General features: G+C 46.6%; 16 protein-coding genes and 2 tRNA genes. 9 read left to right on the forward strand and 9 right to left on the reverse strand.

The annotated features are described in order from the left end of the window. Positions 1 to 93: 93 nt before the first annotated feature. Positions 94 to 2,520, forward strand: a complete 2,427-nt coding sequence (locus BUB18_RS11420) for an MG2 domain-containing protein (RefSeq protein ID WP_073080855.1) — start codon at positions 94 to 96, stop codon at positions 2,518 to 2,520. 95 nt (positions 2,521 to 2,615) lie between these two features. Here the strand turns inward: BUB18_RS11420 and BUB18_RS11425 are convergent, their stop codons facing one another. Genes BUB18_RS11425 through aspA form a run of 4 tightly spaced genes read right to left on the reverse strand, consistent with a single transcriptional unit; the run spans position 2,616 to position 7,766 of the window. Further along, on the reverse strand, positions 2,616 to 3,782 hold the full coding sequence (locus BUB18_RS11425) for a porin (RefSeq protein WP_073080857.1): 1,167 nt from the start codon (positions 3,780 to 3,782) through the stop codon (positions 2,616 to 2,618). Between the two features lie 34 nt (positions 3,783 to 3,816). Next, positions 3,817 to 5,157 carry an anaerobic C4-dicarboxylate transporter gene (locus tag BUB18_RS11430; RefSeq protein ID WP_073080859.1) on the reverse strand — a complete coding sequence of 447 codons (1,341 nt, stop codon included), beginning with the start codon at positions 5,155 to 5,157 and terminating at the stop codon, positions 3,817 to 3,819. Between the two features lie 42 nt (positions 5,158 to 5,199). Further along, on the reverse strand, positions 5,200 to 6,348 hold the full coding sequence (locus BUB18_RS11435; protein ID WP_218588030.1) for a type II asparaginase: 1,149 nt from the start codon (positions 6,346 to 6,348) through the stop codon (positions 5,200 to 5,202). Between the two features lie 14 nt (positions 6,349 to 6,362). Further along, a complete protein-coding gene (gene aspA, locus BUB18_RS11440; RefSeq protein ID WP_073080861.1) occupies positions 6,363 to 7,766 on the reverse strand; it encodes an aspartate ammonia-lyase in 1,404 nt (467 codons plus the stop codon). 136 nt (positions 7,767 to 7,902) lie between these two features. On the opposite strand from aspA, the gene BUB18_RS11445 reads away from it, so the two are divergent. After that, the gene (locus BUB18_RS11445; RefSeq protein WP_073080863.1) at positions 7,903 to 9,003 is read left to right on the forward strand and encodes a lipase family protein; all 1,101 of its coding nucleotides are present in this window, start codon (positions 7,903 to 7,905) and stop codon (positions 9,001 to 9,003) included. Here BUB18_RS11445 and BUB18_RS11450 read toward each other — a convergent pair. Together BUB18_RS11450 and BUB18_RS11455 are read right to left on the reverse strand one after the other, a co-directional pair. Next, entirely contained in the window at positions 9,000 to 9,548 is a 549-nt protein-coding gene (locus tag BUB18_RS11450; protein ID WP_073080865.1) for a hypothetical protein, read from the reverse strand. The genes BUB18_RS11445 and BUB18_RS11450 overlap by 4 nt on opposite strands. Before the next feature lie 203 nt (positions 9,549 to 9,751). Next, a complete protein-coding gene (locus tag BUB18_RS11455; RefSeq protein ID WP_073080866.1) occupies positions 9,752 to 10,957 on the reverse strand; it encodes a hypothetical protein in 1,206 nt (401 codons plus the stop codon). A gap of 399 nt (positions 10,958 to 11,356) precedes the next feature. Between BUB18_RS11455 and BUB18_RS11460 the strand changes: the two genes are divergently transcribed. Together BUB18_RS11460 and BUB18_RS11465 are read left to right on the forward strand one after the other, a co-directional pair. After that, a tRNA-His gene (locus BUB18_RS11460) sits at positions 11,357 to 11,433 on the forward strand. 64 nt (positions 11,434 to 11,497) lie between these two features. After that, positions 11,498 to 11,573: transfer RNA gene (locus BUB18_RS11465), tRNA-His, on the forward strand. 88 nt (positions 11,574 to 11,661) lie between these two features. Here the strand turns inward: BUB18_RS11465 and BUB18_RS29845 are convergent. Together BUB18_RS29845 and BUB18_RS29850 are read right to left on the reverse strand one after the other, a co-directional pair. Then, complete coding sequence (locus BUB18_RS29845) at positions 11,662 to 12,336, reverse strand: PDDEXK nuclease domain-containing protein (RefSeq protein ID WP_218588031.1); 675 nt, start codon at positions 12,334 to 12,336, stop codon at positions 11,662 to 11,664. 29 nt (positions 12,337 to 12,365) lie between these two features. Beyond that, on the reverse strand, positions 12,366 to 12,794 hold the full coding sequence (locus BUB18_RS29850; RefSeq protein ID WP_218588032.1) for a DUF1016 N-terminal domain-containing protein: 429 nt from the start codon (positions 12,792 to 12,794) through the stop codon (positions 12,366 to 12,368). Positions 12,795 to 12,960: 166 nt separating this feature from the next. Between BUB18_RS29850 and BUB18_RS11475 the strand changes: the two genes are divergently transcribed. The 3 genes from BUB18_RS11475 (at position 12,961) to BUB18_RS11485 (ending at position 19,025) form a co-directional block, all read left to right on the forward strand. Further along, on the forward strand, positions 12,961 to 13,512 hold the full coding sequence (locus tag BUB18_RS11475; protein WP_073080868.1) for a DUF445 domain-containing protein: 552 nt from the start codon (positions 12,961 to 12,963) through the stop codon (positions 13,510 to 13,512). Positions 13,513 to 13,800: 288 nt separating this feature from the next. Next, positions 13,801 to 16,374: a TonB-dependent receptor gene (locus BUB18_RS11480; RefSeq protein WP_083549803.1), complete on the forward strand. Its 2,574-nt coding sequence runs from the start codon at positions 13,801 to 13,803 to the stop codon at positions 16,372 to 16,374. A 170-nt stretch (positions 16,375 to 16,544) separates the two neighbouring features. After that, complete coding sequence (locus BUB18_RS11485) at positions 16,545 to 19,025, forward strand: TonB-dependent receptor (protein ID WP_073080870.1); 2,481 nt, start codon at positions 16,545 to 16,547, stop codon at positions 19,023 to 19,025. Between the two features lie 54 nt (positions 19,026 to 19,079). Here the strand turns inward: BUB18_RS11485 and BUB18_RS11490 are convergent, their stop codons facing one another. Next, the gene (locus BUB18_RS11490; RefSeq protein WP_073080871.1) at positions 19,080 to 19,733 is read right to left on the reverse strand and encodes a protein-L-isoaspartate(D-aspartate) O-methyltransferase; all 654 of its coding nucleotides are present in this window, start codon (positions 19,731 to 19,733) and stop codon (positions 19,080 to 19,082) included. A 126-nt stretch (positions 19,734 to 19,859) separates the two neighbouring features. On the opposite strand from BUB18_RS11490, the gene BUB18_RS11495 reads away from it, so the two are divergent. After that, the gene (locus tag BUB18_RS11495; RefSeq protein ID WP_073081366.1) at positions 19,860 to 21,584 is read left to right on the forward strand and encodes a phospho-sugar mutase; all 1,725 of its coding nucleotides are present in this window, start codon (positions 19,860 to 19,862) and stop codon (positions 21,582 to 21,584) included. Between the two features lie 52 nt (positions 21,585 to 21,636). Beyond that, entirely contained in the window at positions 21,637 to 22,575 is a 939-nt protein-coding gene (locus tag BUB18_RS11500; RefSeq protein WP_073080873.1) for a DUF2279 domain-containing protein, read from the forward strand. Positions 22,576 to 22,579 lie beyond the last annotated feature (4 nt).

A 22,579-nucleotide genomic window follows, 5' to 3' on the forward strand; every position in this document is an offset into this window, starting at 1 on the left:
GCAATAATAACTTTAATCTTTTGAACTTGCTATTTTTAAGGATTCCTTAGGACAATTAACACTTATTAGTAATTTGTATACAAATCAACAACCATGAAATGGAAACTTCCAATAGCGCTGCTGACAGGAGTTGTTACCGCAATGGCTTTCATCGTACCGCCGCCGGATGACTGGTCGGACCGCATCGTTAAGGCCCTGGAGCAATTTGTGAAGCGCTACCCTCAGGAGAAAGTCTACCTCCATATGGACAAAGACTACTATGCCGCCGGTGAGACCATCTGGTTCCGGGCATATATCACCCTGCAGGGCCTTCCCTCTACTCAGGCCACTAACCTCTACGTAGAACTGCTGGACAAGAATAACAATATCATTCAGAAGAAACTGTTTGCCAGTGGCGGCGGTATGTCGCCCGGCGCTTTCGAACTGCCTGAAACGCAAAAACCCGGGACTTACCAGATCCGCGCCTATACTGCGTGGATGAACAACTTTGATCCGGCCTTCTTCTTCACGAAGAACTTCGAAATATTTGATCCGGCCAAAAAAGCTGTTCCTGAAGCCGACTCGCTGGCACAGGACTTTTCCGTGCAATTTTTCCCGGAAGGTGGTAACGCCATCGTAGGCCAGGCCGCCACGGTAGCTTTCAAAGCCATTGATCAGAACGGGTATCCGATTGAAGTAACCGGTACCGTTAAAAGCAGCAAAGGTGACCAGACGGCAGCTATTAAGTCGGTACACGACGGTATGGGCAGTTTCGACTACACTCCCGCTGCCGGCGAAAAATACCAGGCAGTAGTGAAAAGTGCAAAAGGCCAGTCCAAAACTATTGACCTGCCAGCTGCACAATCAAAAGGCGTAACGCTGAAAGTTTATAATAAAGGCGCCAGGATCTTCTACCAGGCCGTTGCAGGCCCGGACAATGATACCAGCATGAATCAGCTGCTGGTATTGGCACAGATGAACCAGCAAATGGTATATAAAGCCAACCTGGACGTGGCAGATGGCCGTATCAGCGGATTTATACCTGCCACCAACATACCTTCCGGCATCGTGCAGATTTCCCTGTTTACAAAATCAGGATTACCTGTTGCGCAGCGACTGGTGTTTGTAAAGAAAAACGATCTTCTCCAGATGGATGTACTGGAGTCGGATATTCACACGGAAGCGAGAACCAAGAACACGCTGGTTTTACGTCTCCCTGATACTATTAATACCAGTATATCCGTATCCATCACGGATGCTGAAGCCGTACCGGTGGAAACTAAAAATGTAAATAATATTATTTCCAACCTGCTGCTGACATCCGATATCAAAGGTTTTGTGTACAATCCGGCCTGGTACTTCCGCAACGATTCCGCACAAACCCTGCAGGCACTGGACCTGGTGATGCTGACCAACGGCTGGACACGTTTCAGCTGGGAAAAAATACTTAACAACGAATACCCGCAAATCAAATATCCATACGAGCAGGGCTTGTCTATGGACGGAAAAGCCATGTCCGGCACAGGCAGACCATTGACAACCGGCGGTCAGATCGATATGATTATTAAAGTACCGGCAGATAGCTCCAGCCTCTTTGCACAGGCACCTGTGGATGATAAAGGGGAGTTCCATATTTCCGGAATGGTGTTTCCGGACACGGCCTACATCTACTACCAGGGCAATGATGTGGCGAAGAAAAACAAAGACGTGAGTGTTAAATTTACCAACCATTTCTTCGAAAAGCCTTCCCTGATCAAGATTCCGGCACCTTTACGTGTACCTCCTCCGGTGGATAATACCGCACTGAAAGCTTTTCTGGCCAACGCTGCAGAAAGCAATAAAGTGAACAGGGCTATCAATAATAAAATGGTATACCTGAAAGAGGTAAACGTAAATGCGAAAAAGGAGAAACCGCAGGAAACTACAGAAAAACGATATGTAAGCGGTATGTTTGCCGGTGGTGATGGTATCACTTTCGACCTCACCAAGGAAACGCCTATAGCCATGAACGTATTTCAGTACCTGCAATCAAAGGTAGCAGGGCTGCAGATTACCGGCGATATTAATAATCCTTCTATCAGCTGGCGTGGTGGTGCGCCTGGATTATATCTGAACGAAATGCAGACAGATATCTCCATGCTCTCCTCTCTGCCAGTGACAGACATCGCGCTGATTAAAGTGATCCGCCCGCCATTTATGGGTATTGGTGGTGCGAATGGTGCCATCGCCATCTACACCAAAAAAGGTGGTGATAACGTACCGCAGAACGATCCCAGCATCCGCGGATTTGAGCTGTATAAAAAAGCGGGTTATGCGATTGTAAAACAATTTTACTCTCCAGACTACAGCGTGAAAAAAGAAGTTCACTCCTTACCTGATAAACGTCTCACTTTATACTGGAACCCTAACGTGACAGTAGATACGCTGACGCATACGGCTAATATCGAATTCTACAACAATGATTTCACTAAGAAATTCAGAATGGTGGTAGAAGGTATGGCAGAAGATGGTAGTGTAGGGCATTTGGAGCAGGAGTTTTAGATTCCTCTCCTCACTTACAAAAAAGGGGAACGTCCGCCGGACGTTCCCCTTTTTACTTCCTCCACCCTGGAGCAGAAAGTAAAAAAACAAGGAGGTTATAAAACAACTAATGGCGTTACGAAGCCAATCGAAAAGCGGTAGTTATCGTTATTTGTCAATCCGAATGCTGATTTCGCATAATCAGAATGGCGATATATTCTACCTATCATGTTGCAGAAAATACGCAGGTTCACATCTTTGAGCGGGTATACTTCTATGCCCGGAATATAGCCCCAGGCGGTGCGCAGCTTGCTGGGAGCATTAGGATCAGGATTGCCATCCCAAAACGCAAAATCCACCATACCCTGGAAAGCGAAATGTACAATTTTACTCAATTGGATATCCGCGCTAACCCAATGGCTCATGTAACGTACCTGCTGTGCGGTGGAGTGAAGCTGACTTCTCACCATATCAGTTACAATCATTTTGCGATCGAGGTTTTCCAGGCTTAATTTGAAATCATACTGCAAACGAAAGCCCTTTAACTGTAGCTGGTTACCGAAAGCAAAATAGTTCATGTACTGTTGCGTTGCCTCTTTAAAAATGCTATAGGACCAGATCGTTTGGAATTTGCCACCAAAGAAGCTTCCACGCCAGTTTGCAACGGCTGCAAACGGGAATTTGGCTTCATCAATACCAGGTATGGTATCATATAATTCATAAAAGGATTTTGTGCGGCTGTTGAGCAGTTGCACTGTAAACTCCTGATTTTTATTGGGCAGCCAGCCAAAGCCAACACCCGTCAGAAAGTTATCGGCGTACTCGATAATGTCAGAGTACTCGTAGATATCGATCGGGTTGGCATCAAACTCGTAACCGCCCCAGTCGGCGCAGAGTTTACCGGCATATATTTTCCAGTGCTCGTTAGGATCAAAACGGAGATAAGCCAGATCGGTAGATCTGCTGATATTATCGATGGACTGCGTAATGGGATCGCGGGTGTAGCGGTCGCGGAAGCGGAAGTAAAGTTTATCTGTCACCTTTCCCCTGATTTCCAGCCTGAATTGCTCATTCACAAATTTAGAGCCCGTGTAGGTGCCGTTTACAAACTGATTACGTTCCGCAAAGCGCATATTGGCAATGAGGTCCATATTCTGTAACAACGACACCTTAGAAGGGTTAATCAGGGGTTTGTAGATGGTATCCTGCGCTTCCTGCTGCTGGGCGGCCGCAGTAAATGATACCAGCAACAATACATACAATAGCCAATTACGTGTGTACATGTACGTTAGATTATGGTACTAAATGGATATCTGCTTACAGTAAGATACTTGCAAAGAAAAAGCCCGCCGCTACCGACATACCCACCGCCACGAGTCCGGGTATCATAAAGCTGTGATTGACGAGGAACTTCCCGATATGTGTACTACCGGTGCGGTCAAAGTTTATGGCCGCCAGCAGTGTAGGATAACCGGGAAGTACAAAGTCGCCGTTTGCACCCGGGAACATGGCTACCAGGTGGGCAGGACTGATACCCAGTGCAAGGCCCAGTGGCGCCAGGGCCTGTGTGGTGGCAGCCTGGCTGAACAGCAGCATGCTCAGTAGGAATATGGCGATGGAGAAAGTCCACGGTGCCGATCTGACCATGTTGCCCAGTGCACTTTCAATGATCGCCTGGTTGGTTTGCATGAAGGTGGCACTCATCCATACCACACCAAAAACGGATATTACAGCAACCGCACCGGCCGTAAACAGGCTGGCTTTGGAAACCGATTCAGCAGTTGTTTTGGTGAAGATCATAATAGCTGCGGCCGCACTGAGCATTATTAGCTCAATCATAGCAGCCATTTTAATATTACCCAGGTTATTGATGGCCAGGTTGGCGTGTCCGGGTTCAAACGTAGGCAGCATTTTAGGGAACGCACCTACCATCACAATCAGTAAAACAGCGAGTCCAAAAATCGCTACGGCTGTTTTAGCGCCAGGCTTCAGTGGCTCTCTGGATGCGGAGGTATCGAGATCGATGCTTTTTGCAAATTCCGGGTCTTTCATTTTTTCAAGGAACACCGGATCTCGTTCCAGTTCCACACCTTTCTTCCAGCATACGGCTACCCCGCATAAGATGCCTACCAGGCAGGCCGGGATACTTACCATGATTACCTGTGGTAAACTGATGGCGCCGCCCAGTATAGATACCAGTGCTGCAGTGGCAGCGGATATGGGGCTGGCGGTAACGGCCAGGTGGGAAGCAATAACGGAAATACTGAGTGCTCTTTCAGGACGTATTCTTTTTTTGGTAGATACCTCTGCAATAATGGGGAGCAGCGAGTAAGTGATATGTGCAGTACCCGCAAACACAGAGAAAACGAAGGTGGTTAACGGGGCTATCAGTACAATAAGCGATGGTTTACTACGCAATACTTTTTCCGCCAGCCGCACCATATATTCCATACCGCCGGCTGCCTGCAAGGTGGCCGCAGTGCTTACCACCGACAAAATAATCAACATCACGTCGATCGGCGGGTCCGCAGGTGCCATGCGGAACACAAACACAAATATCATGAGCGCCACCATTCCCATCACTCCCAGTCCAATCCCTTTCATGCGCGCACCGATCAAAATAGCCACTAATAAGATGGCAAACTGAATCCAAATCATACTGTTGAATATAAACGGTGATATTAAATACTACGGAACATGCTAGTATTCGAAAAAGTAACCCTGAATGGTGGAAGGGCTCGATGTTTTCAGCAATGACAATTGTAATAATACTCTTGCTTTCTCGGGGTTGAGATCATCTGATACGATAGTACCAAGGGCCTTGTCGTCTGTTTCGCCGTTGAGTGTTACACGTCCGCTCGGCACTCTGGCCGCTCTTACTACTACAATTCCTTTTGCGGTGGCCTGTTTCACTTTTGTTTCTACTGTAGGGTAAAGGTTTCCGTTTCCTACCCCTGCGATCACAATACCTTTGGTGCCGTTGTTCATGAGGCAATCCATCAGGGTTGGATCAGGATTGGAGTAACCATACAGGATGTCCACTTTAGGCAGTTCATTCACATTGGAAACATCAAAGATGGTTTGGGTGGTATGCTTGCGGAGCGTAGCGTGATACCAGGCCACTTTACCGTCAAATACATATCCCAGCGGGCCGGTGTTTGGTGCTTTAAAGGTAGCGGTGCTGGTAGTATTTGTTTTATTAACCTCGCGTCCGGAAAAGATTTCTTCATTCATGGAAACCAGTATTCCCCTGCCGGTGGAAGATTTATCGGATGCAACCACGATAGCATCGTAAAGATTTTTAGGACCGTCGGCGGAGATGGCGGTGGCGGAGCGCATGGCGCCTACCATTACCACTGGCTTATTGGATTTAACAGTCAATTCCAGGAAGAAGGCAGTTTCGCCCTGCGTGTCCGTTCCGTGGGTGATTACCACACCGTCCACATCGGAGCGTTGCAGTACCTGATTCACCCGTTTGGCGAGCTTGAGCCAAACACTGTCCGTCATGGCCTGGCTTCCCACAGAAGCTACCTGTTCTCCTTCCAGGTTAGCCACTTTATAGGCTTCCGGTACGGCATTGAGCAGGTCTTCGATCGGGAGTTTTCCGGCTGTATAGCCGGCGGCGACACTCGAGGTGCCGGCGCCGGCTATGGTACCACCAGTAGCCAGGATTACTATATTAGGCAAGTTTTTGTTTTTTGGGGGGCGAGAAGGGGTGGTGGCTGTTTGTGTTGTTTCTGCCCGTTTTTTCTTTTTCTTTTGCGCCTGTGCCTCCATCGGAGTCACCTGAAATATACCCGTCATGCAGGCTAACAGTAAGCCATAAACGAAAATAGAAGAACGTAACATACCTATAGTAATTTTTATTGGATGAATTGAGGTCTGATCAGATTGTCGAAAGTGAAGATCTCATCCCATTTTTCCTGTGTGATGTATTTCTTTTCTTTTACAACCAGGTCGTGCACCGACTTCCCTGTTTCCAGGGCTTCGCGGGCCACACCGGCGGATTTTTCATATCCGATAACAGGGTTGAGCTGGGTAACAATACCGATGCTGTTCATCACCATCTGGCGGGTATGTTCCGCGTTGGCGGTGATGCCCACCACGCATTTGTCCTTCAGGGTTCTGCAGGCGTTACCCATATAAGTAATAGCAGTAAACAGGGAGAAGGCCAGTACAGGTTCCATTACGTTCAGCTGTAACTGTCCGGCTTCTGCGGCCAGGGTTACGGTGAGGTCGGCACCAATTACATAGAAGGCCGTCTGGTTTACTACTTCCGGAATTACCGGGTTTACCTTACCGGGCATGATAGAAGAACCTGGCTGCATAGGCGGCAGGTTAATTTCGTTTAGCCCTGTACGAGGTCCGGAGGATAGTAGGCGTAAGTCGTTACAGATCTTAGAAACCTTAATAGCCGTGCGTTTCAGTACACCAGAGAGTTGCACATAGGCACCGGTATCATAGGTAGCTTCGATGAGATCTGCTGCCAGAATTAAATCCAGGCCGGTAACATCTCTCAGATGTTTGGTTACTAATTCAGAATAGCCTTTAGGTGCATTTACGCCGGTACCGATGGCGGTGGCGCCCATATTGATTTCTGAGATCAGTCGTTTACTGTCTTCCACCCTGGGTACCTCTTCGCCGATGTTGGTGGCAAAAGCGCGGAACTCGTCGCCCATGCTCATAGGCACTGCATCCTGCAATTGGGTACGACCCATTTTCAATACGTTGCTGAACTCATTTCCTTTGGCTTCAAACGCCTGGCCCAGCTCAGCCAGTATTTCCTTGTAGCTGGTCAGTTTATTGATCAGCGCAATACGGAAAGCGGTAGGGTATGCATCATTAGTGGATTGTGAGCAGTTCACGTGGTTGTTGGGATGGCAGAATTCATATTCGCCTTTTTTCTTACCCATCATTTCCAGGGCCACGTTCGCGATTACTTCGTTTGCGTTCATGTTTACCGAAGTACCGGCGCCGCCCTGAATCAGATCGCTGAGAAACTGATCATTAAACTCTCCGTTGATGACGCGGTCGCTGGCCTTGATGATGTATTCTGCAATGTTCTTATCCAACACGCCCAGGTCGCGATTGGCCATGGCAGCAGCTTTCTTAACATAACCCAGTGCCTGTACCATCAGGGGTTCCACCTTTAAAGGAATACCGGTTATATGGAAATTCTCAAGTGCTCTTAATGTTTGGATACCGTAGTATACATCCTGTGGGATTTCCATTTCACCCAGGAAATCATGTTCGATTCTCTTTGACATATTGTATAAAGATTTAAAACAGGAAGGTAAATGCTTTTACAACAATGGCAGGTCAGAAATTGTTTGGTGATATGCAGTAATCAGCAATTATTTAAAGTAACTTCAAGGCTAACACCTTATTTTTTTTGAGAAAAACATGCGATACCGTTATTATCTTATCTATTTTCTGATTTTTGCTTTTGCGCTGGAGAGCGATGCTCAAAAATTAAAACCGGGCTTTGATGCCGCCGAGTACCAGCAACTGATGCTGATTATTAACAGGTCTATGGATACACCATGGACCAAGGTAAAAACCCCAATGCCTGCTCACTGTAAGATGATTTACCGTTCTGCGGAGGCTGGAATGCTGAACCGCTGGGACTTGTGGTTACGGGATGATAAGGTGGCCATTATCCAGATACGAGGTACCAACGGAACAGCCGTTTCCTGGATGGAGAACTTTTATGCAGGCATGATTCCGGCAAAGGGAACGTTACAATTAAGCGACAGTACGCGGTTTGACTATACTCTTTCCAATGATCCGCAGGCGTATGTGCATGCAGGTTGGATGATTGGTTTGGCGGCGTTGGGTCCTGATATTGTCAGGAAGATAAAAGAGTGCTACCGGGAAGGTGTACACGATTTTATTATAACCGGTCATAGCCAGGGTGGCGCCATAACATTCCTCCTTAGAAGTTGGCTGGCGTACTTACCTGATATGCCCAAAGACATCGTATATAAGACTTACAGCAGTGCCGCACCGAAGCCGGGCAACCTCAGTTATGCATATGATTATGATTACATCACCCGTGATGGCTGGGGATTACGTGTGGTGAATGCGAGGGACTGGGTGGCAGAAACGCCGTTTTCTATTCAAACCACCCGCGACTTCTCCCCTGTTAATCCTTTTACAGATATTAAGAAATCACTGAAGAAGCAAAAGTGGCCTGCAAGGGCGGGATTGAAATATTTGTATGGCCGGCTGGATCGTCCGTCGAAGCGGGCTAGCAGGCGTATGCAACGTATACTGGGTAACACCTTGTACAAGCGGGTGGAAAAGGTATTACCAGGGTATGAGCGGCCGCCGTTTGTAAACAGCCATAACTATTCGCCTGCGGGTACCCCGGTAATATTATATCCTGTTGCCGGCTACGACGAGAAATTTCCTTTTGATGGAAAGAATATCTTCCTGCATCATAATACCGCCAATTATATCTGGTTAACGGAACAGATTTATGGAAAAGGCGCAACGGATTAATCGCTGCTGCCTCCCTTCTCCCCTACGAACCAATGTTCCTTATCACGAAAAAGTACGTTAAAGGTGGTGAGGGAGCCGTAAATGCGTGTGATGTATTGCTGGAGATTTATTTTCTCTTCATCAGAGAGTACTTTATGGCTGTTGATGTTTTGCTCCAGCACGCGGAGGCGGTCGCGCAGCATCACGATCTTATGAAAGAAGGCATCAATTGGAATTTCTTTTGCTTTCAGGGATGCATCGCCGGGTTGGAGTATCAGGGTGCCGTTTCTCCATTTATCGCCCAGGGGCACTATTTCGGAGAAGCCGCCCCAGAGGCGCAGGATTTTCAGCAGGGATGTTTCTACTTCCGACAGTGTTTCTACTTCAGTTGTTTTGTTTTCTGCTACCAGTACTTCGAAGAGCGGATCGGTTTTATCTACGAGTTTGATACCGTGGTCCATGAAGGTTACCTGGTATTGTGCGTAACGGATACCGATGATAACGCCCGGGCCAAAATGTGCGTGCTGCACTCTGCTGCCAATGCCTAAGGTCAGTTCTTCTTCCATCTGATTTTTTGTATAAACTTATGGAATTTTTCGGTTTTTCATGAGCTGACTTCGGCAGCTCATGAAAAACCGAAGTGGCAGAAGCTTGCGCTTCTGCCACTTCGGTTTTGAGTTAAGGACAGTACCTGCGGTACAGTCCTTTTGTTGCATAGCCGCACGAAGCGCGGCATCACCTAATGACACCGAAGGTGTCATTAGAAAATCTATTCTTTCACCTTATTCAAAAAGTAGGACAATTTAAACAACAACTCATCGGAGAGGCCAGCTCTGAGCTTAGCTTCTTCATCGGTGATACCGAGGCGGCGCAAGCGCTGATAGTAAACGTAGGAGCCACCGATCAGCTCCAGGCATTCCTGGATTTTGTGTTTTACTTCCTCTTCTTTAGCACGTTTTTCAAATTCCTTTTTAGTCAGAATTTTATCTACGAAGTAGAAGTTGTCTTTATCTTCTACCCATTTATTGCCTTCGCGGTGTTGTGGTTTATATACTTCAAGGTAACAGTTATCCAGTTTCAGTACATCTCCGAATTCCGCTTTAAGGTCGATCACCATTGGCTTATCCGGTGTAGGATTAGCCAGGCGTTTTTTAATATGGTTGCTGATTTCAACGCCAAGGTCGTCGCAACTCATCAGTATCTGGTTCAGCTCGGAGTATTCGAGGCTGATGGTGATTCTGCTATAGCTACGGCCGCTTTTTATTTTACCGAAGAGGCTGGGAGAAGTATTTTCATCAAAGATGATATCTTCCACCTGGATTTTGGTAATGGTGCGGTAATTGGGTTTGTATCCTTCTTCGGAAGGTGTTGGTCTTTTATTTACCAGCCTGGAAGTTTCCTGGCGGCGGCTATTCTGGATGTAATCATCCACAAAGCGTAGTCCTTGTTTCTTCAGTTTCGTATATAGTTCGTTGCTGGTATAATTATTCATTTTGCTGAGCAGGCCCAGGTCGTTCCAGCTGTCGTGGTGCTGCATTTGTTTTAGCTCATCCAGTACTTCCGTGGCTGGAATATTTCGGCGGTAATACAGTTCTCCGATGAGGAAGATGGCGTATTCATGCGCCGGGTAACCGAGCTCTGGCAGTACGTCGTATGGGGAACGTTTTTGTTCACGTGCTCCTTGCAGGAGGTCGATATCTGACATTACGGGAGCGAGCAGGTATTTCCTGGCGGCCGAGCGGAGTTTACGGCTTACGTAGTCCAACAGCTGGTCGTTTACCGGGCGGTGCTGTACGAAGTCGTGCAATATTTGCACGAAGCGCCGCGAAGTAGGCAATCCGAACTGTGAGAGAATATCGTTTTCCATGTCCAGCACGTCGTCATTTCCATCCACCTCGTTTCCAGGCTTTACCTTCCGGTCCAACTGCTGATAGCGCTGATAGTATTCCTGTAATTTCAGTTTAAGCTGATCCATAATATATATACAATTAAAAATTAAATTCTTAGGCAAATAACTGCGTGGAATTACACGCAGGGGTAATCCGACATACCTATTCAAAAATCAACCAATTGATTTTCAATAGTTTATAAAAACGGGAATGAAATGGGAAAGTCCGCAAAGATAATCAGAAAAATGCGATTTTGGAAGTGGTTACGCTGCGGGAAAAGGTGCTTTCGCGGGTTGTGCTTCCCCAGTCCGGTAGCATCTTGCTGGCGCACAATCCAAATAGGCGTTTTCTATAATCTATAAGTTATTGGAAAAAAATTTTTACATCTATTTGGAATTTAAAAATACTTTCTCTTATCTTTGCACTCCCAACAACGAAATAAGGGCTTCACAAACGGTGAAATCCTCGTTACTAAAGGGAATACGGTGATTGTAGCTCAGTTGGTTAGAGCATCAGATTGTGGTTCTGAGGGTCGGGGGTTCGAGACCCCTCATTCACCCCATTAGGAAAAAGGCTTTTGTTCCGAAGCTTTTTTTGACGAAATTACAGGAACAAACAAGAAATACGGTGATTGTAGCTCAGTTGGTTAGAGCATCAGATTGTGGTTCTGAGGGTCGGGGGTTCGAGACCCCTCATTCACCCTAAAATAAAAAAGGTTGATTCTTTCGAGTCAACCTTTTTTTATTTAAAAATTAATTGTTTTGCCCCTGCGTGAATTGATTTAAATTTCTCATCTTAATTTATCCTGTTCTTCCTCAATAATCCTCGCTAATTCGGCTTCACTAGGCAGATTAATCAGATATTTTGATACGAAGACCTGCTGTGGCAAACCCGTTGTTGCATACCTTACCAGGTTTTCATTTTTATTTGCGCATAGAATAATTCCTACTGGCGGATTATCTCCTTCAGACTTTTCATGCTCATTATAATAATTCAGGTAAACATTCATTTGCCCAGCATCAGCATGAGTAAACTCTCCTATCTTCAAATCCAATAGCACATGGCATTTCAATATACGATGATAGAAAACAAGATCAATGCGGTAATGGGTATTATCAAATGTAATACGCTTTTGCCTGGCCTCAAAGCAAAATCCACTTCCCATCTCCAGTAGAAAATTTTGCAGATGACTGATGATAGCCTGTTCGAGTTCCGTCTCTGTATATACAGCTTTTTCTTCCAACCCTAAAAATTCCAGCATATAAGGATTTCGAAATACATCTTCAGGCTTTAAGCCCTCACCTTTAGCCTGGCTTCTTAACAAAGTGGCCTTATCACTACTTAACCCTGTTCGCTCGAATAACATACTATTAATTGCTCGTTGTAAATCACGCACACTCCAGTTATTCTTAATAGCCTCCTTTTCATAGAAACTTCGTTTTAGAGGTGAATCGGATTTCAGCAACTCTATAAAGTGTGAAAAACTAAGCCTGTTCAGCAGGAGATCAGGAGCTGTCTGAATGCCCTCCGTAATTCCTTGAAATTGGGAACCTTCTGATTTTGCGGACAGTGTCCGCAAAATGCAACACTCTGTAAATCAACCAAATAAGATTTAACTGAAGTGGTCAACGACATATGAGGATACGTTTTATAAAAGTCTTTACACAGATATAAATGCCGCTCTCTGATGGAAGTTACCCCGCTTTTTTTGAGCTTAACTGCTATTTCTTTATACAAACGTTGACCGTATACCGCGCGATCCTCTCCGTTTTGCTCATACTCCAATATGTAAAAGCCAATTAACCAGTTACGCAATGTCAAGGCAATATTAACCTGTTTTTGAGCCTGATTTATAAAATATTGGTTGGTTTGCTGAATACTATAAACAAGCTTGTCAATATTTATAACTTCTGTTGTATTCATATACTTTAGCAATAGTATTTCTTCCAAAAAATAGCTTAACTAAAATTAATCATTTTTGATGTTGAAAAATAAATGATCATGTGAAAACGTAATTACCTGCAGATTCTCCCTAAACTCCACTTATTCCCCTATCTTTATCGCCACTATTAAAAGACAGTAACACCTCATGCTATATACATTACCCATCATCGCTGCACTGGCCGGCTGGCTCATCAACTCCATTGCCATACGCATATTGCTGAACCAATTGCCTAAACGACGCGAAAAACTCGCCGCCGACCTAGGCGCCCTCGCCGGTAAACAGTTTTCTTTCGCTGCCGTGAAACAGAAACTGACCGACCCGGAAAAAGTGAAAAGCATTATTCCGGTAGTGGAAACTCACCTGGACGGCTTCCTGCGCGACCGCCTCCCTAAAGCCATGCCGGTACTCTCCATGTTCATCGGCGACAGCACCATCAACCAGATCAAATCCCACCTCGTGGCTGAATTGGACACACTCTTCCCGGTAATGATCAACCAATACCTCGACAACGTAGAAAAAGACCTCAACCTGGAAAAAATCATCAGCGATAAAATCAGCCATACCACCGATGAACAAATGCAACAAGCCGTGAAAGGGTTCCTCGGAAAAGAACTCAATACCTTTAAATTACTCGGAGCCGTGTCCGGACTGGTAATTGGACTAATCTGCCTGGCACTGCTTGTGCTGATGCCATAATGGTAAATCCCGCGAAACATTTTACCTCCGGTGGCGCCGCAATGCCAGCTGCACATATCACAATGCTATGCTGCTATTAATCGCTTTAAACCCGTTCAGCAATGGGTTAAAAGCGCTGAACGCTCAACATTGCGGCGCTACTGTTAACTACTGTTAAGACCTTCTGACGCTGCTTTTACCGCACTTCCCCCGTTAAACTTCCGCTCATCATAATATGGCGCCATTCATACCGACACCCCGATAATTTTGCCTTAACCCGCAAATAAAAACTGGTTTAAATCGATTAGGATGAGAAAATGCTATGCAATTGTTGCTGGTATTATGTTTTGGCAGATACATACTTACGCGCAGGCCCCCGCTGCTGGTAAAGCACCCGCACAACAAGGCCCCGCACGCACGCAGGGACAACGTCCCAACATGCCACAGATTGGCCACATCTACGGAAAATTATTGGAGGAAGGCACCAACAAACCCATCGAATACGCTTCGGTAGCTATTCTCCGGGTGAAAGACTCCTCCGTGGTTACCGGCATGCTCACCAGGTCAAATGGTGACTTCAGCCTGGAAAACCTGCCATTCGGCCCCTTCATCGTTCGGATTAATTTCATGGGATACATCACCCAAACGAAAAAAGTAACCATCACGGGCCAGTCCTCCGAACAGGACCTCGGTAACATCAAACTGAAACCAAATGTGAAAATGCTCAACAGCGTGGAAGTAACCGGCCAGAAGAGCGCTTTCCAGATGGGTATCGATAAAAAAGTATTTAACGTAGACCGTAACCTCACCTCCGTAGGCGGTACCGCACAGGATGTACTTAAAAGTGTACCTTCTGTAAACGTAGACCTCGACGGTAACGTTACCGTGCGTAACGCCTCCCCCAACATCTTCGTGGATGGCAAACCTTCTACCCTCACCCTCGACCAGATCCCCGCTGACGCCATCGAAAGCGTGGAACTGGTGACCAACCCTTCCGCTAAATACGATGCTGAAGGCATGTCGGGCATCCTCAACATTGTGCTGAAGAAAAACCGGAAAGCAGGTTTCAACGGCGCTATACAAGCTGGTATCGGGAATAACAATAAATACAATGCCGGTGGTAACGTATCGGTGCGACAAGGAAAAATCAACGTATCAGCCAATTATAACATCAACGCCAACCAGATGTGGGGCGAAGGAACCACCAACCGCACCAACTTCGGTACCAAAGGCGATACCAACTTCCTCACCCAAAAAAGTAACAGTACCAATAAACCCCTGTTCCAGTTCGGACGAGTGGGCCTGGACTATTACATGGACAACAGGAACACCTTGTCTCTCTCCCAAAATATTGGCGGGGGCGACTTCAAAAACAACGAAGACCTCCTCAGCACCTTTGCTGACGGAAATCACCTGGTGACCGGCCGCAACAACAGGCTTAACAACAGTGACATGAGCTTCCGCCACTACACTACGGCGCTCGATTACCGTCACGCCTTTGCAAAACCTAACCAGGAACTCACCGCCGGCTTCCAGTTTAATACCAGCAAGAATAGTCGCAACGGTGATTACATCACACAGGCACAAGATGCTGCCGGCACGCCCATCGGACAACCGGTGATGCAAAACAATAACACCAGCGGTAAAACCACTTTCATCACCATGCAGTCCGATTACACCAACCCCATTGGTAAAAACGGTAAGCTGGAACTCGGCGTGAAAGCAACTTTGCGCAATTATAACAGTCAGTACAACGTATTTAACCAGGACACGATCAGGAATGAATTTGATTTTGTAGACTCGCTTTCTACCCAATACAAATACAAAGAACAGATCTACGCCGGGTACGTAAACTTTGCCAACACCATTGGCAATTTCGGCTACCAGGCAGGTTTGCGCGTGGAGCAATATATTTATAGCGGAGAGAATCAGGGCATCACCTATAAACCTACCAAGGCTACTCCTGGTTTCTTCCCAAGTATATTCCTCTCCCAGAAATTTGAACATGAACAAGAGTTACAACTCAATTACTCCAGGAGAGTGAACCGCCCGAACTTCTTCCAGCTGATACCTTACCGCGACTACAGCGATCCGCAGAATCAACGGGAGGGTAATCCAAACCTGAAGCCGGAATACACCAACAGCCTGGAACTCTCCTATGTTAAGTCCTGGAAAACTGTCAACTTCCTCGGTAGTGTGTACTTCAGGAATACCAATAACCTGATCACCACCATCAATACGCCAATTGGCCGTGATACACTGCTCATGCAGTTTATCAACGCGAACCGCAGTAATTCCTATGGTGCAGAACTGACCTTGAAAAATCAAATCATTCCGGGATGGGACCTCACCACTAACGTAAACTTATATCAAACTGACCTACAGGTAACAGATGGTGAAAACACCTTTACCAACAGCGGTTTCAGCTGGATGGGCAAAATTAATTCTGAAACAAAACTGCCATGGAACATGACGCTGCAGCTCAATGCCACTTATCAGGCACCTGCCGTGGCACTGCCAAACAACGGTAGCGGCGGTGGTGGCGGACGCGGCCCCGGCGGCGGTGGTGGCGGTGGTATGATCTCCACTTCCGCACAAGGGACCATCAAAGGATTCAGCTTCGTGGATGCTGCTATCAGAAAAGACTTCCTGAAAAATAAAGCGGCCTCCGTAACCCTGAGTGTATCCGATATTTTCAATACCCGACAGTACGAGCTAAATCAGATCACACCTACGTTTGCACAGGATTACCTACGTAAACGCGAGTCCAGAATCTTTAAGGTAAACTTTAGCTACAGATTCGGAAAATTTGATGCAAGTCTCTTCAAGAAAAAGAAACGCCCGGATAATTCCGACAACGGAATGGACCAGATGGGATTCTGATATTACTTAAGTTGATGAATGCAACCAATAGCCGGCAACTCGCTTCTACAGCGAAACGCCGGCTATCATTTTTTCGTTACCATTCATCACATACACATAAATAATACAGTCGTACAAACTACTTTTATGTTGATCAAACCAAAGTTGTAAAAGCTAGTACTATTCTCTGCATGCGAAACTACCTGTCCTTGCTGATTGTGTCCTTATGTCTGTTCACTAACGTTAATGCACAAACGACGCATAACACCCCACTGAAAATCACCGGAAAAGTCGTGGACCTTTCCACCACTAAACCAGTGGAAATGGCATCCGTAGTGGTGCTAAATAGTAGCGATTCTACCGTTGTAACCGGCATGTATACCAATGCTACGGGCAATTTCTCGTTTAATAATATCAACCCCGGCATCTATGTACTGCGCATTACTTTCATGGGTTACGACAAGCTCGAGAAAGCAGTGAAAGTAGTGGAAGGCAAAAATACTTTTGCCGGCACCCTGCGGCTCAATAAATCCGGCAAGGAACTCAACACCGTTGAAATCAAGGCGGAGAAACCTTCTTTCTCCATGCAGATCGACCGCCAGGTATTTGATGCCGGTGATATGATTAACGCAGAAGGCGGTACTGGTACCGACATACTAAAAAATATTCCCAGTGTAGATGTGGATATAGACGATAACGTTACCCTCCGCGGAAAAAGCGTAACCATTTATGTAGATGGCAAACCCTCTCCTTTCGGCGATGCTAAAACAGCACTGCAAATGCTTCCGGCAGAAAGCATCGACCGCGTGGAAGTGATCACCAACCCCTCCGCAAAGTTTGAAGCACAAGGCGGTGGTGGTATAATCAATATCGTACTCAAGAAAGATAAAGCGATCGGATATAACGTAATGTTCAACGTGGGTGCAGCCTCACGCGGACAACTCAACGGTAGCGCCAATGCCAGTCTGCGCATTAAAAGATTCAATTTCTTTGCCAACTACAACGGCAGGTATGAAGATATCAACGGCAGCGGTATCAGCAACCGCGAAAACCTGGTAGCCGACAGTAACAACACCCGCTACTTTACACAGAAAAGCACTAATGATAACCGCAACGGTAACAATGGCGGGCGTTTTGGGTTCGATTACTACCTCGATGACCACAACACCTTCACCATTGCGCAGGGCCTGAACTATTCCTTCGGCGGCAACGATGAAAACATTCAGCTCAGCAACCTGGATGAGAAACTGCAGCAGCTGAACTACGGCATACGTACCAATAGCAGTCACTATAACAATAATAACAGCAACACCAGCATCTCCTATAAACGCACTTACAAGAAGCCCAACCAGGAGCTGACAGCCTATGCAAGCTTCAGTAATAACTCGAGTGTGAATAACAGCCAGTACATCAGTAATTACTATCACCCCGTGGTAGATACCGTATACCGCAGTGCTGACCAGAAAAATCGTGGCGACAACGGGAATAAATTCTGGAACATACAATCCGACTACACCTCCCCGTTTGGCAAAAAAGGGAAGCTGGAAACCGGTGTAAAAGGCACTATTCGCAATATTGATAACGATTACCTGGCTTTGCTGTATAGTAAAGATAGTCTGCAATACCTGCCCAGCCTGAATCTTTCCAATAAATACAACTATGAGGAAGATATTTATGCGGCCTACTTCAACATTGCCAATGCCATTGGCAACCTGGGCTATCAGGTAGGTGCCAGGGCAGAGCAATCGTACCTCCGGGGATATTCTGTAACCAAAGATTCACGTGTGGACAGATCGTTCTTTAACATCTTCCCAAGCGTTTTCCTGAAATATAATCTCCCTAAAAATCAGCATCAGAACCTGGTATTTAACTATTCCACGCGCATAGACCGTCCAAACTTTGATCAGTTGCTGCCTTACATCAACAACTCCGATCCTCAGAATATCCGCACGGGTAATCCGGACCTGCGTTCTGCACTTACGCATAAGTTCGAGATGAACTTTTCCGAATGGTATCCCAGATCAAATAATTACCTAAGCGGTGGCTTGTACTTCGCCAGAACCAATGACAACATTGACCGTATCAGTACGTTGGATACGCTGAGTGGCGTAACCACCACCCGCCCTATGAACCTCGCCAGCAGTGAGAATATGGGTGCTAACTTTTCCTACAGCTGGAAAATTCAGAAATGGTGGAAATTCAATTTCAACGTGAACCTGGAGTACAATAAGATTACGAGTATTACCATCAATAACGACAACCTGACCTATGGCTTCAACGGTAATATGCAGTTCAGGCTGCCACTGCGCTTCAGTGCAGAAGTGAGTGGGCACTATCGCTCGCCGCGACTGCAGCCGCAAGGTACCTTTAAAGCCATGAACGGAATGGACCTGGGATTACGTAAGGAAATGCTGAAAAACAACCGCCTGGTAATTGCTGTAAACGTATCGGATATATTAAATACCCAGCAGTTTAACAGCCATTATGTAACGCCTACCTTTATCCAGGATTATGACCGTAAGCGCGTAACCCGGTTTGTACGCCTGAATGTACGCTACCGTTTTGGCAAGATGGATCCGAATCTCTTTAAAAAGAAAAAGCAACAGCAGGAAGACGAAGAGGAGAAACAGGAGGAGCAGCCAAGGCCTAATGCTGAAAGAGGCAGGCTGTAATGAACGAGCCTGCCTGTATTTTCGGTTTATGTAAATCGGGAAGATGGGCAGGCGTTATTTTTTACCTGCCAGCATGGGTACAAAAGTGAAGTTATCAAACAGCTCCTGGTCATATTCACTTTCGCTGACCTTGGTAATGCGCAACATACGCTGTACTTCCTGGCCCCCCACCGGGATGACCATTTTACCACCGATCTTCATCTGCTGCAATAATTTTTCAGGAATCTGCGGTGCGGCAGCTGTTACCAGTACTTTATCGAATGGGGCATAGGAAGGGAGCCCTTCATAGCCATCGCCATAAAAGAACCGCAGATTGGGGTATTTGGCCTTAAACTGAAACTGTTTAACATGGTCAAATAATCGTTTCTGCCTTTCTATGGTGAATACATTCGCCTTCAGTTCAGCCAGCACACAGGCCTGGTAGGCACTACCCGTACCAATTTCCAGCACCTTTTCGTAGGGTTTGATTTCCAGTAACTGCGACTGATATGCAACCGTGTAGGGCTGCGAAATCGTTTGGCCTTCCCCGATAGGAAAAGCCCGGTCTTCATAGGCAATACTCTCAAAAGCCGTATCAAGGAAGAAGTGCCGGGGAATATTGCCGATAGCCGCCAGTACATTTTCGTCGGTTATGCCCTTCTGACGGATACTATCAACTAATTGTTTTCGTAGTCCTTTTTGTTTATAAGTATCTTCATACCGCCTCATACCCGCAAAATTAACCAATACCTGCGATTTTCAATGAATTTCAGGATTTGTAATTTCACACATTGAGTTTTTTCCATTTACTTTACAGTCCATTTGAGCCCCCGGCTCCTTAAAATTCAGATGACCATGGATATTAATATTCAAAACAAAGTAGCGCAATGGCTCAACGGCAATTACGATGCTGAAACAGTTGCCACGTTAAAGAAAATGCAGGCTGAGAACCCCGATGATCTTACTGATGCTTTTTATCGTAACCTCGAGTTTGGTACAGGCGGCCTGCGTGGAATTATGGGTGTGGGCACCAACCGTATGAATAAGTATACCGTAGGCATGGCTACCCAGGGGTTTGCCAACTACCTGAAAGAAAGCTTCGAGGGCGAGATTAAAGTAGCGCTGGCCCATGACAGCCGTAACAATTCCCGATTTTTTGCTGAAACTGCGGCCAACGTATTTGCGGCCAACGGTATCAAAGTATATCTTTTCGAAAGCCTCCGTCCAACACCGGAGCTGTCTTTCACTATCCGCCACCTCAACTGCCAGGGCGGTGTGGTATGTACCGCCTCCCACAACCCAAGGGAGTACAACGGCTACAAGGCTTACTGGAACGACGGTGCACAGCTGGTACCACCTCATGATAAGAATGTTATCCGTGAAGTAGAGAAAATCACCTCCCCGGACGAAGTGAAATGGACCGGAGGCGAGGCCAACATTACCCTTATCGGCAAAGACGTGGATGAGGCCTACCTGCAGGAACTGCAAAGCCTGAGCATCAACCCGGAAATCTGCAAACAGCAGCACGACCTTAAAATAGTATACACACCGATTCATGGTACCGGTATCACGATGGTACCTGAAATCCTGAAACGCTATGGTTTCACGAATGTAAACATCGTGGAAGAGCAGGCTACGCCAGATGGGAACTTCCCTACGGTCGTATATCCGAACCCGGAAGAGTCAGAAGCCATGAGCCTGGGCCTGCAAAAAGCCAAAGCCATTGATGCCGACATCCTCCTGGGTACCGACCCGGATGCTGACCGTGTAGGCATTGCCGTTAAAAATCTGAAAGGAGAATGGACCCTCCTGAATGGTAACCAGACTGCTGCCTTGCTGTTTAACTACATTATAGAACAGCGTAAGGAAAAAGGCCTGGCCAAACAGGAAGACTATGTTTGTAAAACCGTAGTTACCTCCGACCTGATTGATGTATTTGCAGCCAAGAACAATATTACCTGCTATAATGTACTCACCGGTTTCAAATGGATTGCGGACCTGATTCGCCGTAAGGAGCCACAGGAGCGCTTTATCGTAGGTGGTGAGGAATCTTACGGTTATATGATTGGCCGTAATGTACGTGACAAAGATGCCGTTTCTTCTGTAGCGATGATCTGTGAAATGGCCGCTGTGGCTCGTAGCCACGGTAAATCACTGTTTGAGCAGCTGATCGACATCTATATTAAATACGGTTATTACCTCGAGCAGCTGATCTCTATTACCAAAAAAGGTATGAAGGGAGCAGATGAGATTGCAGAGATGATGCGCGGCTACCGTGAGAATCCTCCGGCCACCATCAACGGTGCCGCAGTGGTAACCCTGTATGATTACCAATTGCAGCAGGTGAAAGATATTGCCACAGGTGATATCCAGCCAATCGACCTGCCTAAATCAAATGTATTACAGTTCGTGCTGGCCGATGGCAGCAAAATTTCTGCCCGCCCATCCGGTACAGAACCGAAGATAAAATTCTATTTCAGTGTAAATGAGCCACTGGCAAGCGTTGCAGATTACGACGCTGTTACGGCCAAGCTGGAACAGAAAATCAGTGGCATTATTTCCGACCTCGGCCTGAAATAAGCCTTTTACCACTTACGTTATCCATGATAGCGTAAGTGGTACCTCTTCTTCTATGAAAAGTATCCTGTGCATATTACCATTATCGTTGCTGTTACTGAGCGGCAAGGCACAGGAGAAAGTGTCTTTCTCCACTATTCCTGATACTACCATCCCCCGGCGTGTAACCATACTAACAGGCGCCACCGTAGTGCTGTACGGCACCGGACTGGCAGCGCTGAATGCTGCCTGGTACCGGGACTATCCCCGTAGCAACTTTCACTTCTTTAATGATATGGAGGAGTGGAAGCAAATGGATAAGCTGGGCCATGTGTTCAGCGCATATTTTATTGGTAAATACAGCCGGGAACTCTGGCGCTGGTCTGGCCTTCCCCGCAAGCAACAGATCTGGATCGGTGGCCTGAGTGGGTTTGCCTATCAGTCGGTGGTGGAGGTACTGGATGGTTTTAGCAGCGAGTGGGGTTTTTCATGGGGAGATATGGCGGCCAATGCAGCCGGGTCTGCCCTGTTAATCAGCCAGGAACTCGCCTGGAATGAGCAGCGGATTCAAATTAAATTCTCCGCCCACCCCGGCAGATATGAAGGAGCAGTGTTGCGCGACAAAACCAACCAGCTTTTTGGCACCCGCTTTATGGAACGGGTATTGAAAGATTATAATGCGCAAACCTATTGGCTGTCTGTAAACCTGCGCTCGTTTGCGAAAGACGCAGGAATTCCACGATGGCTGAATATTTCAGTGGGCTATGGTGCAGCGCAAATGTATGGCGGTAATGCCAACTGGTGGATTAGCGACGACGGACACCGGTTTGATTACAGCAGCACGCCGCGAATCAGGCAGTTTTATTTATCGCCGGATGTGGACTTTACTAAGATCCCCACTAAAAAGAAAGGAGTAAAAGTGATTTTTCAGTTGCTGAATATGCTGAAGTTTCCGGCGCCTACGCTGGAAGTGACGAGCCAGGGGAAAGTGCGGCTGCACCCGATTTATTTTTAATTTT

Source organism: Chitinophaga jiangningensis (assembly GCF_900142605.1).
In the GTDB taxonomy this organism is placed as follows: domain Bacteria; phylum Bacteroidota; class Bacteroidia; order Chitinophagales; family Chitinophagaceae; genus Chitinophaga; species Chitinophaga jiangningensis.